This is a genomic window from Pseudoalteromonas sp. SG44-5 (genome assembly GCF_014164175.1).
GTDB classification, from domain to species: domain Bacteria; phylum Pseudomonadota; class Gammaproteobacteria; order Enterobacterales; family Alteromonadaceae; genus Pseudoalteromonas; species Pseudoalteromonas nigrifaciens.
The window spans coordinates 20,235-34,379 of sequence record NZ_JACJES010000021.1 but is presented as its reverse complement, the minus strand read 5'-3'; the positions used below and the strand labels follow the sequence as shown (position 1 = coordinate 34,379).

The 14,145-nt window shown below is 40.4% G+C and carries 10 protein-coding genes; 7 read left to right on the top strand and 3 right to left on the bottom strand.

The window, feature by feature from the left end:
• Positions 1-419: 419 nt before the first annotated feature.
• The 7 genes from dnaA (at position 420) to H5079_RS15425 (ending at position 10,131) form a co-directional block, all read left to right on the top strand.
• Positions 420-1,802, top strand: coding sequence for a chromosomal replication initiator protein DnaA (dnaA, locus tag H5079_RS15455; protein WP_041454303.1), 1,383 nt, complete (start codon positions 420-422; stop codon positions 1,800-1,802).
• Between the two features lie 13 nt (positions 1,803-1,815).
• Positions 1,816-2,919, top strand: coding sequence for a DNA polymerase III subunit beta (dnaN, locus tag H5079_RS15450; RefSeq protein WP_011326734.1), 1,104 nt, complete (start codon positions 1,816-1,818; stop codon positions 2,917-2,919).
• Positions 2,920-2,934: 15 nt separating this feature from the next.
• Positions 2,935-4,029 carry a DNA replication/repair protein RecF gene (gene recF / locus H5079_RS15445; RefSeq protein WP_011326735.1) on the top strand — a complete coding sequence of 365 codons (1,095 nt, stop codon included), beginning with the start codon at positions 2,935-2,937 and terminating at the stop codon, positions 4,027-4,029.
• 12 nt (positions 4,030-4,041) lie between these two features.
• On the top strand, positions 4,042-6,468 hold the full coding sequence (gyrB, locus tag H5079_RS15440; RefSeq protein WP_182684425.1) for a DNA topoisomerase (ATP-hydrolyzing) subunit B: 2,427 nt from the start codon (positions 4,042-4,044) through the stop codon (positions 6,466-6,468).
• A 140-nt stretch (positions 6,469-6,608) separates the two neighbouring features.
• A complete protein-coding gene (gene glyQ / locus H5079_RS15435; RefSeq protein WP_011326737.1) occupies positions 6,609-7,511 on the top strand; it encodes a glycine--tRNA ligase subunit alpha in 903 nt (300 codons plus the stop codon).
• A 2-nt stretch (positions 7,512-7,513) separates the two neighbouring features.
• Positions 7,514-9,583: a glycine--tRNA ligase subunit beta gene (gene glyS, locus H5079_RS15430; protein ID WP_011326738.1), complete on the top strand. Its 2,070-nt coding sequence runs from the start codon at positions 7,514-7,516 to the stop codon at positions 9,581-9,583.
• Positions 9,584-9,678: 95 nt separating this feature from the next.
• Complete coding sequence (locus H5079_RS15425; protein WP_011326739.1) at positions 9,679-10,131, top strand: hypothetical protein; 453 nt, start codon at positions 9,679-9,681, stop codon at positions 10,129-10,131.
• A 48-nt stretch (positions 10,132-10,179) separates the two neighbouring features.
• Here the strand turns inward: H5079_RS15425 and tusA are convergent, their stop codons facing one another.
• The 3 genes from tusA to fadB all read right to left on the bottom strand — a co-directional run bounded on the left by tusA (position 10,180) and on the right by fadB (position 14,060).
• The gene (tusA, locus tag H5079_RS15420) at positions 10,180-10,419 is read right to left on the bottom strand and encodes a sulfurtransferase TusA (RefSeq protein ID WP_086996459.1); all 240 of its coding nucleotides are present in this window, start codon (positions 10,417-10,419) and stop codon (positions 10,180-10,182) included.
• Positions 10,420-10,726: 307 nt separating this feature from the next.
• Entirely contained in the window at positions 10,727-11,896 is a 1,170-nt protein-coding gene (fadA, locus tag H5079_RS15415; RefSeq protein WP_011326742.1) for an acetyl-CoA C-acyltransferase FadA, read from the bottom strand.
• 4 nt (positions 11,897-11,900) lie between these two features.
• The gene (gene fadB / locus H5079_RS15410) at positions 11,901-14,060 is read right to left on the bottom strand and encodes a fatty acid oxidation complex subunit alpha FadB (RefSeq protein ID WP_182684423.1); all 2,160 of its coding nucleotides are present in this window, start codon (positions 14,058-14,060) and stop codon (positions 11,901-11,903) included.
• Positions 14,061-14,145: the final 85 nt, after the last annotated feature.

Genomic DNA, 14,145 nt, shown 5'->3' with positions numbered 1-14,145 from the left:
ATTAAAGTCAATCATAATTACGCACTACCCTTAGAGTATACCAGCTATTTAATGTAGATCATAAAGAGTGATCTATTAGGATCATCATTAATAAGAAGTTTTCCACAGCCCCTGTATAAAAAGTGAATAAAAGCAGGGGAAAACTAAATTAGATCGCAGATTTGTTTCGCGATCCAGAGCTAATTTTGTTATGATCTATGCTCAGGCTTTAAAATTAAACTTGTATTAAATCATTGTGTTAAGTGTTTTATACCGTGATATCAACAATTTTATAAAAATCAGTCTTTTACTTGTGGATAAAGTGTCTTCATAATAGCCGGTCTTGGGTCGCTTATTGGGCCATTTAAACGCATTACAGAGGTGATTTTTAATCATTAATGATGTGCGGGAATAAAAATTATATCTCTGGGAGTTTGACTGTGTATCTGTCGGTTTGGCAAAGTTGTTTATATGTATTGCAAGATGAATTGCCTTCGCAGCAGTTCAGTATGTGGGTGCGACCACTACAAGCAGAAAGTACCGAAGATACCTTGACGATTTATGCACCTAATCGCTTTGTACTAGATTGGGTAAGAGAAAAATACCTAAATAGAATTAATGAATTATTAGTAGAGATTTGTGGTGTTGAAGCTCCAGAGCTACGTTTTGATGTAGGCAGTAAGCCTTTATTAAATGCACAGCCTGTATCTGTTGCTGGAACGCAATCGGCGCCAACTACACAAGCCAAACAACAATCACGACAACCAAAACCTGTTGTAGAGCCAGCGCCAAAATCTGAATATAAATCGAATATAAAAGAAAATTATACCTTTGACAGTTTTGTTGAAGGTAAATCAAACCAGTTAGCAAAAGCAGCAGCAACACAAGTTGCAGATAATCCAGGTGCCGCTTTTAACCCTGTATTTATATACGGTGGTACAGGTTTAGGTAAAACGCATTTATTGCATGCTGTAGGTAATGGTATTTTGGCTAATAAGCCAGATGCAAAAATAGTTTATATGCATTCAGAGCGCTTTGTACAAGATATGGTAAAAGCACTGCAAAATAACGCGATTGAAGAATTTAAGCGTTACTATCGTAGTGTTGATGCGCTAATGATTGATGACATTCAATTTTTTGCTAACAAAGAGCGCTCACAAGAAGAGTTTTTTCATACCTTTAATGCGTTATTAGAAGGCAATCAGCAAATAATTTTAACCTCTGACCGTTATCCAAAAGAGATAGAAGGCGTTGAAGACAGACTTAAATCGCGTTTTGGTTGGGGTTTAACTATTGCAATTGAGCCTCCTGAGCTTGAAACACGCGTTGCTATATTGATGAAAAAAGCGCAGCAGAGTAAAATTAATTTACCGCACGAAGTCGCCTTTTTTATTGCTAAAAAATTACGATCTAATGTACGCGAACTAGAAGGTGCGCTTAATCGTGTTATTGCCAATGCTAACTTTACCGGTCGTCCTATATCTATCGACTTTGTAAAAGAAGCGCTACGCGATTTACTTGCCTTACAAGATAAGCTAGTTACCATAGATAACATACAGCGCACTGTGGCAGAGTATTACAGAATTCGTATTTCTGATCTGCTGTCTAAACGCCGTAGTCGCTCTATAGCAAGGCCTCGGCAAGTTGCTATGGCATTATCTAAAGAGTTAACCAATCACAGTTTACCTGAGATTGGAGACGCCTTTGGTGGCCGCGATCATACAACTGTATTGCATGCGTGTCGTAAGGTTAAATCACTACGTGATGAAAGCCACGAAATTAAAGAAGATTACCAAAATTTAATAAGAACATTGTCATCTTAAGGCTGACTTTATTATGCAAATAACAATATCAAGACAACAGTTTTTAAAGCCATTAGTGCAAGTATCGGGCGCTATTGAGCGTAAGCATACATTGCCAATTTTATCTAACGTATTGTTAGCAGTAGAAAACGGGCAACTTTCAATGACAGGTACCGACCTTGAAATTGAACTCGTTGCAAGCGTGTTTGTAGGTGATGATATTGCCGATACTAAGTTAACATTACCGGCTAAAAAATTACTCGATATTTGTAAAAGCCTACCAGATGGTTCAGACCTAACGTTAAGCTTACAAGAGCATCAGTTATTACTAACCAGCGGTAAAAGTCGTTTTTCGTTAACGACCTTAGCCGCCGAAGACTTTCCTAATTTAGAACAGTGGGATGGCGAAGTTGAGTTTCAACTAACGCGTTTAGAGCTGCGAAAATTACTAGAAAGCACGCATTTTTCGATGGCGAATCAAGACGTACGTTACTATTTAAATGGTATGTCGTTTGAAGTAGACAATACTGACATTAAAACAGTGGCCACTGATGGACATCGCTTAGCTATTGCACAAAAGCAATTAAAGCAATCGCTTAATACGCAGCGTCAGCTAATTATACCTCGTAAAGGGGTGCAAGAAATTATGCGCCTTATGGTAGCCGACGAAGAACTAGTCACTATTCAGTTTGGTGCTAATCATATTCGTATTATCGATATAGAGTTTACCTTTACTAGTAAGTTAGTTGATGGACGCTTTCCTGATTACCGCCGTGTGTTACCTCGTGGTGGCGATAAAGTCATTACTGCTAATCGCGAATGGTTACGTAGTGCGTTTCAGCGAGTCTCTATTTTATCTAACGAAAAGTTTAGAGGTGTGCGTTTAAACTTATCCAATGGTTTGTTAAAAATCACTGCTAATAACCCTGAGCAAGAACAAGCTGAGGAAGTAGTAGAGGTTGGTTACGAAGGCGCCGACCTAGAAATAGGCTTTAACGTTTCTTATGTACTTGATGTATTAAACACATTAAAAACAGAAGATGTACTGTTTACATTGGCCGATTCAAACAGCAGCGCACTAATTGAAGGTGCAGGCGATGAAGAAGCAATGTACGTAGTTATGCCTATGCGTTTATAAGACTATAAGTACCCAATGAGCTTAAGTCATTTGAGCCTCAAATATTTTCGTAATATTGAGGCGCTGACGCTAGAACCAGTTAACGGCGTTAATATAATTTATGGTGAAAACGGCAGCGGAAAAACCAGCCTTTTAGAAGCTATTTATTACCTTTCACACGGCAAATCTTTTAGAACATCAAAGCATAAAAGTATTATTGCGCATCAGCAAGAGCAGTTTGTAATCCATGGCCGCAAAGCTATACACGACTTATCTATTCCTATTGGTATTAGTAAAACCCAAGCGGGCGAAACGAATTTAAAAATTCAAGGTAAGGCGAGCCGAAAAATATCAGAACTTGCACAGCTTATGCCGGTACAAATAATTACTCCAGAGAGTTACTCGTTATTTTTTGGTGGGCCTAAAGAGCGCAGAAAGTTTTTAGATTTAGGTTTGTTCCACGTGGAACATGAGTTTTTCTTTTTATGGCAATCGTTCAATAAAGTGTTAAAACAACGAAATGCGCTACTAAAAAGTAAGCCAAAGAATTATTTTGACCAAATTAAGTTTTGGGACAAAGAATTTGTTAGACTGGCTGAGCAAATAAATAAATTAAGAATGGCGTATATAAGTAGGTTTAAGCAGCAGTTTTTTGATAAAATGTGTGCAGAATTAACGCTAATACGCGATTTAGAAATAAGCTTTAATGCCGGCTGGAAAGAGAGCGAATCTCTTAGCGATGCATTAGAGTTAAACTTTGAGCGAGATGCTCGCCAAGGTTTTACTAGTAAAGGGCCTCATAAGGCTGATTTTAGTTTTAGTGTCGCTGGCAGTAGCGTTGAGAATATTTTCTCTCGTGGACAATTAAAGCTATTACTTTATGCGTTAAAAGTAACGCAAAATAGTTTAATTGAGTCAGAGACAGATAAGCAATCTATATTGCTAATAGATGATTTACCTTCAGAATTAAGCGAAGATACAAAAGAGAAAGTGGGGCAACTATTAGCTCACTGCAGTTCTCAAATTTTTATATCTTCAATTTTGTCTGAAAGTATTTCTGCTGTGGTGGAACCCATGCAACGAGAACTGCAAATGTTCCACGTGAAACATGGCAACCTAATAACAAGATAAGTGGGATTAACCATGTCTGAGAATTATGACTCGTCGAGTATAAAAGTACTTAAAGGATTAGACGCAGTAAGAAAGCGTCCTGGAATGTATATAGGGGACACCGATGATGGCACGGGCTTACACCATATGGTGTTTGAGGTCGTCGATAACTCTATAGATGAAGCCTTAGCAGGTCATTGTGATGATATTTTTGTAACGATTCACTTAGATGGTTCGGTATCTGTACGAGATAACGGCCGTGGTATCCCAACTTCAATTCATGAAGAAGAAGGTGTATCTGCAGCCGAAGTAATCATGACGGTACTGCATGCCGGTGGTAAGTTTGATGATAACTCTTATAAAGTTTCAGGTGGCTTACACGGTGTTGGTGTATCGGTTGTTAACGCATTATCAGAAAAGCTTAAATTAACAATTCGCCGTGAAGGTAAACTTCATGAGCAAACATACTCTCATGGTGTACCAGATGCGCCATTAGCCGTAATTGGCGACGCAGACACAACTGGTACAGAGTTACGTTTTTGGCCAAGTGATCAAACATTTACTAACTTAGATTTTCATTACGACATTTTAGCTAAGCGCTTACGCGAGCTTTCATTTTTAAACTCTGGCGTAAGCATTATTTTAAATGATGAGCGTGAAGAGAATAAAAGTGATCACTTTAAATACGAAGGCGGTATCAGAGCGTTTGTAGAGTATTTAAACCGTAATAAAACACCTATACATAAAGGTGTATTTCACTTTACACATACGCGTGAAGAAGATGGTATTGTTGTTGAAGTGTCAATGCAGTGGAATGATGCTTATCAAGAAAACATATACTGTTTTACAAATAACATCCCACAACGCGATGGTGGTACTCACTTAGCCGGTTTTAGATCTGCGCTAACACGTACACTTAACAACTATATGGAAAAAGAAGGCTTTAACAAAAAAGCTAAAACAACCAGTAATGCAACGGGTGATGACGCTCGTGAAGGCTTAACTGCTGTTGTAAGTGTTAAAGTACCAGATCCTAAGTTTTCATCACAAACTAAAGACAAGCTAGTTTCGAGCGAAGTTAAGTCTGCGGTTGAACAAGCAATGGCTGAAAAATTCACTGAGTTTTTATTAGAACACCCAACAGATGCCAAAATTGTTGTAGGTAAGATAATAGATGCGTCACGTGCGCGTGAAGCTGCACGTAAAGCACGTGAAATGACACGTCGTAAAGGTGCAATGGACTTAGCCGGTTTACCTGGTAAGTTAGCCGATTGCCAAGAAAAAGATCCAGCACAATCAGAACTATACATAGTGGAAGGAGACTCTGCTGGCGGATCAGCCAAGCAGGGACGTAACCGTAAAAACCAAGCTATTCTTCCGCTTAAAGGTAAAATATTAAACGTAGAAAAAGCACGTTTTGATAAAATGCTTTCATCACAAGAAGTAGCAACACTCATTACGGCATTAGGTTGTGGTATTGGTCGTGATGAATATAATCCTGAAAAACTGCGCTATCACCGTATCATTATCATGACGGATGCTGACGTGGATGGTTCGCACATTCGTACCTTATTACTTACGTTCTTTTATCGCCAAATGCCTGAAATTGTTGAGCGCGGATATATTTATATTGCACAACCACCACTTTATAAAGTGAAAAAAGGTAAGCAAGAGCGTTATATTAAAGATGATCCAGCACTAGTTGAATACCTAACAACACTTGCTTTAAATAATGCAACTTTGTACACCAGTACAGATGCAAGCGGTATTGAAGGCGAAGCACTAGAAAAAATTGTTCACGATTATCAAAATACCGTTAAGGTAATTGAGCGTCTAAAACGTAAGTTTCCTAATACTGTAATGAACCGTCTTATTTACCAAAGTGAACTGAAAAAAGAAGATCTTTCAGATGAAGCTAAAGTAATAGCATGGACTAAAGAATTAGTTGATGACTTAATTGATCGTGATGAAGATGCTACTATTTTCCAAGCTGCAACAGAGCACGATACTGAGCGCAATTTATACTACCCAGTAGTGAAAATTCGTCAGCACGGTGTAGATAAAGCGCACGTACTTCATTATGATTTTATAGCTTCACGCGATTATCAGCGCATTGCTGTTACTGGTGTAAACATTGCAAATATCATTACTGAAGGCGCTTATATTCAACGCGGTGAGAAAACACAACCTGTTGATAACTTTGTGGATGCTTTAGACTGGCTAATTGCTGAATCTAAGCGTGGCCTCTATATACAGCGCTATAAAGGGTTGGGCGAAATGAACCCAAGTCAGCTGTGGGAAACTACAATGGATCCCGATGCACGTCGTATGCTACAAGTAACCGTTGAAGATGCAGTAGCTGCTGATCAGTTATTTGCAACGCTAATGGGTGACCAAGTAGAACCTCGTCGCGAGTTTATAGAACAGAACGCGCTACGCGTAGTTAACCTAGACGTATAATTAGTAATACTACTCACAAAAAAGGAGCCAATGGCTCCTTTTTTATTTTTTCAATTGCACAAACTGCTTAAAACCTGCGTGTGCACAAGGTATACTGAGGGTAATTTTCACGCTACTTCTCAGATAGTAAAAAGCCAAATATGCAAAAATATGACGTTAAAACCTTTCAAGGTTTGATCCTGGCTTTACAGGATTATTGGGCGCAGCAAGGCTGCGTTATTATTCAACCACTTGATATGGAAGTGGGCGCTGGGACATTCCACCCGCAAACATTTTTAAAATCGATTGGCCCAGAGCCAATGTCGAGTGCATACGTACAACCGTGTCGACGACCTACCGATGGCCGTTACGGCGAAAACCCAAACCGCTTACAGCATTATTACCAGTTTCAGGTTGTGCTAAAGCCTTCGCCAGATAATATTCAAGAGCTTTATTTAGGCTCTTTAGCGGCCGTAGGCATAGATACCTTAACAGACGAAGTGCGCTTTGTTGAAGACAACTGGGAATCACCTACCTTAGGTGCGTGGGGCCTAGGTTGGGAAATTTGGTTAAACGGCATGGAAGTAACCCAGTTTACCTACTTTCAACAAGTGGGCGGCATTGAGTGCTCACCGGTAACTGGCGAAATCACTTACGGCCTAGAGCGTTTAGCCATGTATATTCAGGGCGTAGACAGTATTTACGACCTAGTTTGGGCTGATGGCCCGCTTGGGCGAGTAACTTACGGCGATGTGTTTCATCAAAATGAAGTAGAACAATCTACTTATAACTTTGAGCACGCCAACGTAGAAGATCTATTTGCTCAGTTTGATAAATGTGAAGCAGAGAGCCAAAAGTTAATTGAAGCAAATTTACCGTTACCGGCTTATGAGCAAGTAATGAAGGCATCGCATGCATTTAACTTATTAGACGCGCGCCACGCAATTTCGGTAACCGAACGCCAACGTTACATACTACGCGTTCGTGCTTTATCAAAAGCGTGTGCACAAAGTTATTATGATAAACGTGAAGCGCTTGGTTTCCCGCTGTGTAAGGATAAGTAGGCATGTCAGCACAAAACTTATTAGTAGAAATTGGCACCGAAGAGTTGCCACCAAAAGCGCTGCGTAAATTAGCAGAAGCATTTGCTGCAAACTTAACTGCAGAACTAGAGACATTAGAATTAGCGCATCAAGGCGTAAGCTGGTATGCATCACCACGTCGTTTAGGCCTTCGCGTAATAGCGCTTGATGCAAAACAACAAGATAAAGAAGTAGAAAAACGCGGCCCAGCAATTAAGGCAGCGTTTGATGCAGATGGCAATCCTACTAAAGCTGCAATGGGTTGGGCACGTGGTTGTGGTATTGAAGTAAAAGATGCGCAAACACTTGAAACCGACAAAGGCGCGTGGTTGCTGCACCTTGCTAAAGTAGCAGGGCAAGAAACTAAAACGCTGATGGTTGACGTTATTAATAAAGCGCTGGCTAAATTACCTATTCCTAAGCCAATGCGTTGGGGCGCGAATAAAACACAATTTATTCGTCCAGTGCATACGGTAACTATTTTATTGGGTGATGAGTTAGTAACAGGTGAAGTGCTGGGTAAGCAGGTAAGTAACCAGCTTCAAGGACATCGCTTTCATCATCCTGAAAAAATTACCATTAACCATGCTGATGATATTTTTGATGTTTTAAAATCAGCCTACGTTATTGCCGATTACGAGCAGCGTAAAGCGCAAATTCGAGCGCAAATAGAAGCTGCAGCAAAAGCAATAAATGCGGTTGTAGCCATGGATGAAGATTTACTTGAAGAAGTAACATCACTGGTAGAATGGCCAGTAACATTAACGGCTACATTTGAAGAAGAGTTTTTGGCAGTACCGGCCGAAGCGCTTATTTACACGATGAAAGATGATCAAAAATACTTTCCGCTTTTAGATCAAAACGGCAAACTTTTAAATAAGTTTTTGTTTGTGTCTAACATAGAAAGTAAAGATCCTAGCGTAGTGATTTCGGGTAACGAAAAAGTAGTGCGTCCTCGATTAGCCGATGCGCAATTCTTTTTTGAAAGCGATAAAAAGAAAACACTAGAAAGCCGTTTAGAATCTCTCGATAGCGTATTGTTCCAAAAACAGTTAGGTACACTTAAAGACAAGTCTGCGCGTATTAGCGAGCTTGCCGGTTATATTGCCCAGCAACTTGGTGCAGATAAAGAGCTAGCACAACGTGCTGGTTTATTGAGTAAAACTGACTTAATGACCGAAATGGTGATGGAATTTACCGACATCCAAGGTGTTATGGGAATGCATTACGCACGTTTTGACGGCGAAGCTGAAGATGTAGCACTAGCGCAGAATGAGCAATATATGCCACGCTTTGCAGGCGACAGCTTACCTACCAACTTAATTAGTTGCGCAGTAGCGATTGCCGATAAGTTTGATACCTTAGTGGGTATCTTTGGCATAGGCCAAGCGCCAAAAGGCGACAAAGACCCATTTGCTTTACGCCGTGCTGCTATTGGCGCATTGCGCATCATGGTAGAAAAAGAGCTACCGCTTGATATTTTAGACCTAGTTGCTAAATCGCAAACCTTGTTTGGCGATAAGCTAACTAATCTTAATGTATCAACCGATGTGTTTGAGTTTATGCTAGGGCGTTTCCGTGCTTGGTATCAAGACGAAGGAATAGAAGTAGATGTGATTCAAGCTGTGCTTGCACGTCGTCCGACTAAACCTGTTGATTTTGATCGCCGTGTTAAAGCCGTAAGCCATTTTCGCACATTAGACGCAGCAGAAGCGCTTGCAGCCGCTAATAAGCGCGTAAGTAATATACTTGCTAAAAATGACATTACCAGCGAAGGTAATGTAGATGAAAGTTTACTAACCGACGACGCTGAAAAAGTACTTGCGGCACAAGTAGCAAAATTTGCTACTGAACTTGCACCACTTTACGCCAGTGGTAATTACCAAGAAGCATTAAGCCAATTGGCTGGTATTCGTCAAAGTGTTGATAGCTTTTTTGATAACGTGATGGTTATGGCCGACGACGAAGCAGTTAAGCAAAATCGTCTGGCGCTTTTAAGTCAGTTAAGCGGATTGTTTTTAGGTATTGCAGACATTTCTGTACTACAAAAATAACATTATTCGATAATGTAAAAAGCCAGCGTTTTGCTGGCTTTTTAGTTTTAATTTTGGTGTATTATTAACCTGCATATATAAAGTAAGGATCTCGAATGAAAAGCCCAATAAAACGTATTTTAACCTTAGCACTTGTTAGTTTTTTAACTGCTTGTTCTACGCAAATAACGCTTGATGATGTATTACCACAACAAAAATTAGATCGTACCGTGTATTTAAGGGGCGACTTTACCTTATGGGATGCAGAGCCACAGTACCAATTTACCCAAGTAGCGCGATCGCTGTATCAAGCAGAAGTTAAATTTTCAACGCCTGGTAAAGTATACGAATTTAAAATTGCCGATGCCGACTTTAGTGAAGGTTACAACTGTGGCTACAGCGATACTCAGCCAGCAGGGCAAAAACTAACACTAGGCCAACCTGCAGTTGCCGACTGTAATACTATTTATAATTACTTTAGCTATACGCCCGCAATAAAAGGCACCTACATAGTAAGTATTGATTACAGTAATTACGACAAGCCACAAGTGACGATAACGAAGAAGTAGATTTTCTGTAGGTTGGGTTGAGTGAAACGAAACCCAACCTACGCCAGTTCAAAGCCCTTTCTTAACTACATATCTATACGGTGCTGCTTCTGCATCTTTAGCCACCAGCGTGTGATCCATAAACGTACAAAAGCTCGGAATGTCGCGAGTTGTTGATGGGTCATCAGCGGTTATTAATAACGTTTCACCATCATTCATTTTACGAATAGCAGCGCGTACCATCATCACTGGCTCTGGGCAGCGAAGGCCTATGGCATCTAATTGGTGATCGGGGTTATTAAAGCTCATAATAAATTTGCCTGTTTAGTTAAAGCGATTGCTGCACATTAGGGTTTTACATTTTATAAGTTGTAGAGTTTAGCGCAATTTAAAGCGTTATTTAACTATTTTACTCATATCTAAATTACACACCTTATTTAATTAAAGGACTTAATCAATAGAGCTTGGCAATAACAAATAATACACCCGATCACAGTATTCCAGTTTTTCAATATAACCATATAAAACAACTAAAAATAAACCAATAAAAAAGGCGAACTGCATAAAATCAGTTCGCCTTTTTAATCACCAAGATGGTTTTACATGTTTAAACTAATTAGTCTTGAACACGTTCAAATACAGTGGCAATGCCTTGGCCTAAACCAATACACATAGTTGCTAAACCGTATCGTACATTTTTGTCTTCCATTAAGTGAATAAGCGAGGTGCTAATACGCGAACCCGAACAGCCTAGTGGGTGTCCAAGTGCGATTGCGCCGCCGTTTAAATTCACTTTTTCGTCAACTACATCCATTAACCCTAAATCTTTCATTACAGGTAATGATTGTGCTGCAAAGGCTTCGTTAAGCTCAACTACGCCTAAGTCATCAATTGTAATACCGGCTTGTGCAAGTGCTTTTTTGCTTGCTGGTACTGGGCCGTAACCCATGATTGATGGATCGCAACCCGCTACTGCCATTGCTTTAATGCGTGCGCGAATTGGTAAGCCAAGTTCTTTTGCTTTTGCTTCGCTCATTACTAACATTGCAGATGCGCCGTCAGAAAGTGCAGAAGAAGTTCCGGCTGTTACCGTACCCGATGCAGGATTAAACACTGGGCGCAGCTTTGATAGGCCTTCTACCGTTGTTTCTGGACGAATTACTTCGTCGTCTTCAACTAAGATAAGAGAACCATCTGCTGCGTGACCTTCCATTGCTAAAATTTCGCGGCGAAAACGTCCCTCAACAGTTGCAGCTTGAGCACGTTGATGTGAGCGGTACGCAAATTCATCTTGCTGCTCACGGCTAATGCCATGCAGTGTTGCTAGGTATTCAGCTGTTAAGCCCATAGAGCCAGCAGCTTGTGCAATGCTTGTTGCTAAACCTGGGTGAAAGTCGTTACCGTGAGTCATAGGTACGTGGCCCATGTGCTCAACACCACCAATTAGGTAAGTGTCGCCAGCGCCAGTCATTATTGCGCGTGCTGCGTCATGCAATGCTTGCATTGACGAGCCACATAAACGGTTAACTGTTACTGCTGGTACGCTATGCGGAATACCGGCAAGTAATGCAGCGTTACGTGCAACGTTAAAGCCTTGCTCTAATGTTTGCTGTACACAACCCCAATAAATATCGTCAATTGATGCTGGATCAACTGCTGGGTTGCGATCGAGTAAGCCTTTCATTAAATGTGCGCTTAAGTCTTCGGCACGTTTATTTTTGAATACGCCACCTTTAGAACGACCCATAGGTGTGCGGATACAATCTACAATTACTGGATTATTCATGATATTAACCTTCCACCTTATAGAAAACACGACCTTCTTCGGCCCATTGACGAGTTTGCTCTGATACTTGATAAATCGCACCTAAGTGAGCATATTTGTCGGCAGTTGCCACAAAGTTAGCTAAACCTGTTTGATCTAAGTAACGGAACGCGCCGCCTCTAAATGGAGGGAAACCAACACCGTAAACAAGTGCCATATCAGCTTCTTGTGGTGATGCAACAATGCCTTCTTGTAAACAAAGTAGTACTTCGTTAAGCATTGGGATCATACAACGGTCAATGATTTCTTGTTTATCGAATGCTTTTTCTGCTTCAGTAATTGGCTTAAGCAGCTCAATTGCAGTTTCGTCATGCGATTTTTTAAGACGACCGCGACGATCTGTTTCGTACTTATAAAAACCAGCTTTGTTCTTTTGGCCAAAACGCTTTTCGTTAGCAAAAATAGTCACTGGGTCTTTATCTGCACGCGCCATGCGCTCAGGGAAACCATCGGCCATTACGCCAGTACAATGAAAAGCGGTATCAATACCTACAACATCAAGTAAGTAAGCCGGACCCATAGGCCAGCCAAATACGTTTTCCATTACTTTATCTACTTTTGCAAAGTTAGCACCTTCAACTACTAATTTGCTAAAACCTGCAAAGTAAGGGAATAAAACACGGTTTACAAAAAAGCCAGGGCAATCGTTAACAACAATAGGAGACTTGCCTAATTTAAGCGCGTAATCAACTACGGCGTTAATGGTTTTATCAGAGGTTTTTGCACCACGGATAATTTCTACTAACGGCATTTTTGGTACTGGGTTAAAAAAGTGCATACCACAGAAGTTTTCTGGTTTATCTAACGCTTCTGCAAGTAAATCAATACAAATAGTTGAAGTGTTTGAGGTAAGTACCGTGCCCTCTGGCATGGTTTTCTCAAGCTCTGCAAGTACTGCTTGCTTAACTTTAGGGTTCTCTACTACGGCTTCAACAATAATATCGGCACTTTGTAGATCAGAATCATTAAGGGTCGGTTTAATTTTGCTTAGCGTACCAAGCATTTTTTCCATCGACATATGGCCACGTTTAACTTTTTGGCCAAGTAACTTAGAGGCTTCGCCCATACCTAAGTCAAGTGCATCCTGTTGGATGTCTTTCATTATAATAGGTGTACCTTTATAAGCAGACTGGTATGCAATACCGCCGCCCATAATGCCAGCACCTAACACTGCAGCTTGTTTAATTTCTACATCGCTTTGTTTAGCAAGTTTACGTGATTTACCTTTAATGTACTGGTCGGCTAGAAATATACCAATTTGCGCGGCAACTTCTGGCGTGCCTGCTAATTTAGCAAAGTTGGCATTTTCGATTGCCATTGCTTCATCACGAGTACAGTTAGCAGCTGCTTTAATGGTTTTTAAAGCCATTACAGGTGCAGGATAGTGGCCTTTAGTTTTAGCCATTACCATGCCTTCAGCCATTGCAAAGCTCATGCCTTGCTCAACACGATTTAATTTAAGTGGTTGTAGCTTTACATTGCGTTTTGCTTGCCAATCGAGCTTGCCAGCAATTGCTAATTCAAGTGTTGATACACTTGACTCTATAAGTTTGTCAGCACTAACTACTGCGTCAAAAGCACCTACTTTAAGGGCATCTGCTGCGCGGTTAGTAGAACCTGAGGTAATCCACATCATGGCGTTATCGGCACCAATAATGCGCGGTAAGCGTACTGTGCCACCAAAACCAGGCATTATGCCAAGGGTTACTTCTGGAAGACCCATTTGTGCAGTTTCGCTTGCTACACGATAATCGGTAGCAAGTACCCACTCACAGCCACCGCCAAGTGCTAAGCCATTTACAGCGCTTAGAGTTGGGAATGGTAAGTCTTCGATAGCGTCAAAAACGTCAGTGGCTTCTTTTATCCAAGTTACTAGTTCTGCTTCAGATCTAGTAAATATAGGTAAAAATTCGAATACGTCGGCACCAATAATAAAGTGTTCTTTATCACTGGTAAAAATCATGCCTTTTATATCAGTATTTGCAGCTAATTGTTTTAATGCTGTTGCGCAATCTGAAAGGGTTTGCTGAGATAGTGTGTTTACAGAAGCTGTAGCACAAAACTTAAACTCGGCGATGTTTTCCTTTATGAAGCTAACTTCAAAGGAATCGCTTTTATATAACATTATTATTCTCCCTAGTTGACGAACTAAGACTGGTACGATGAGTTGCGATTTAATCAGTGTGCTTGCTTTGAATTAAAAATGCAAC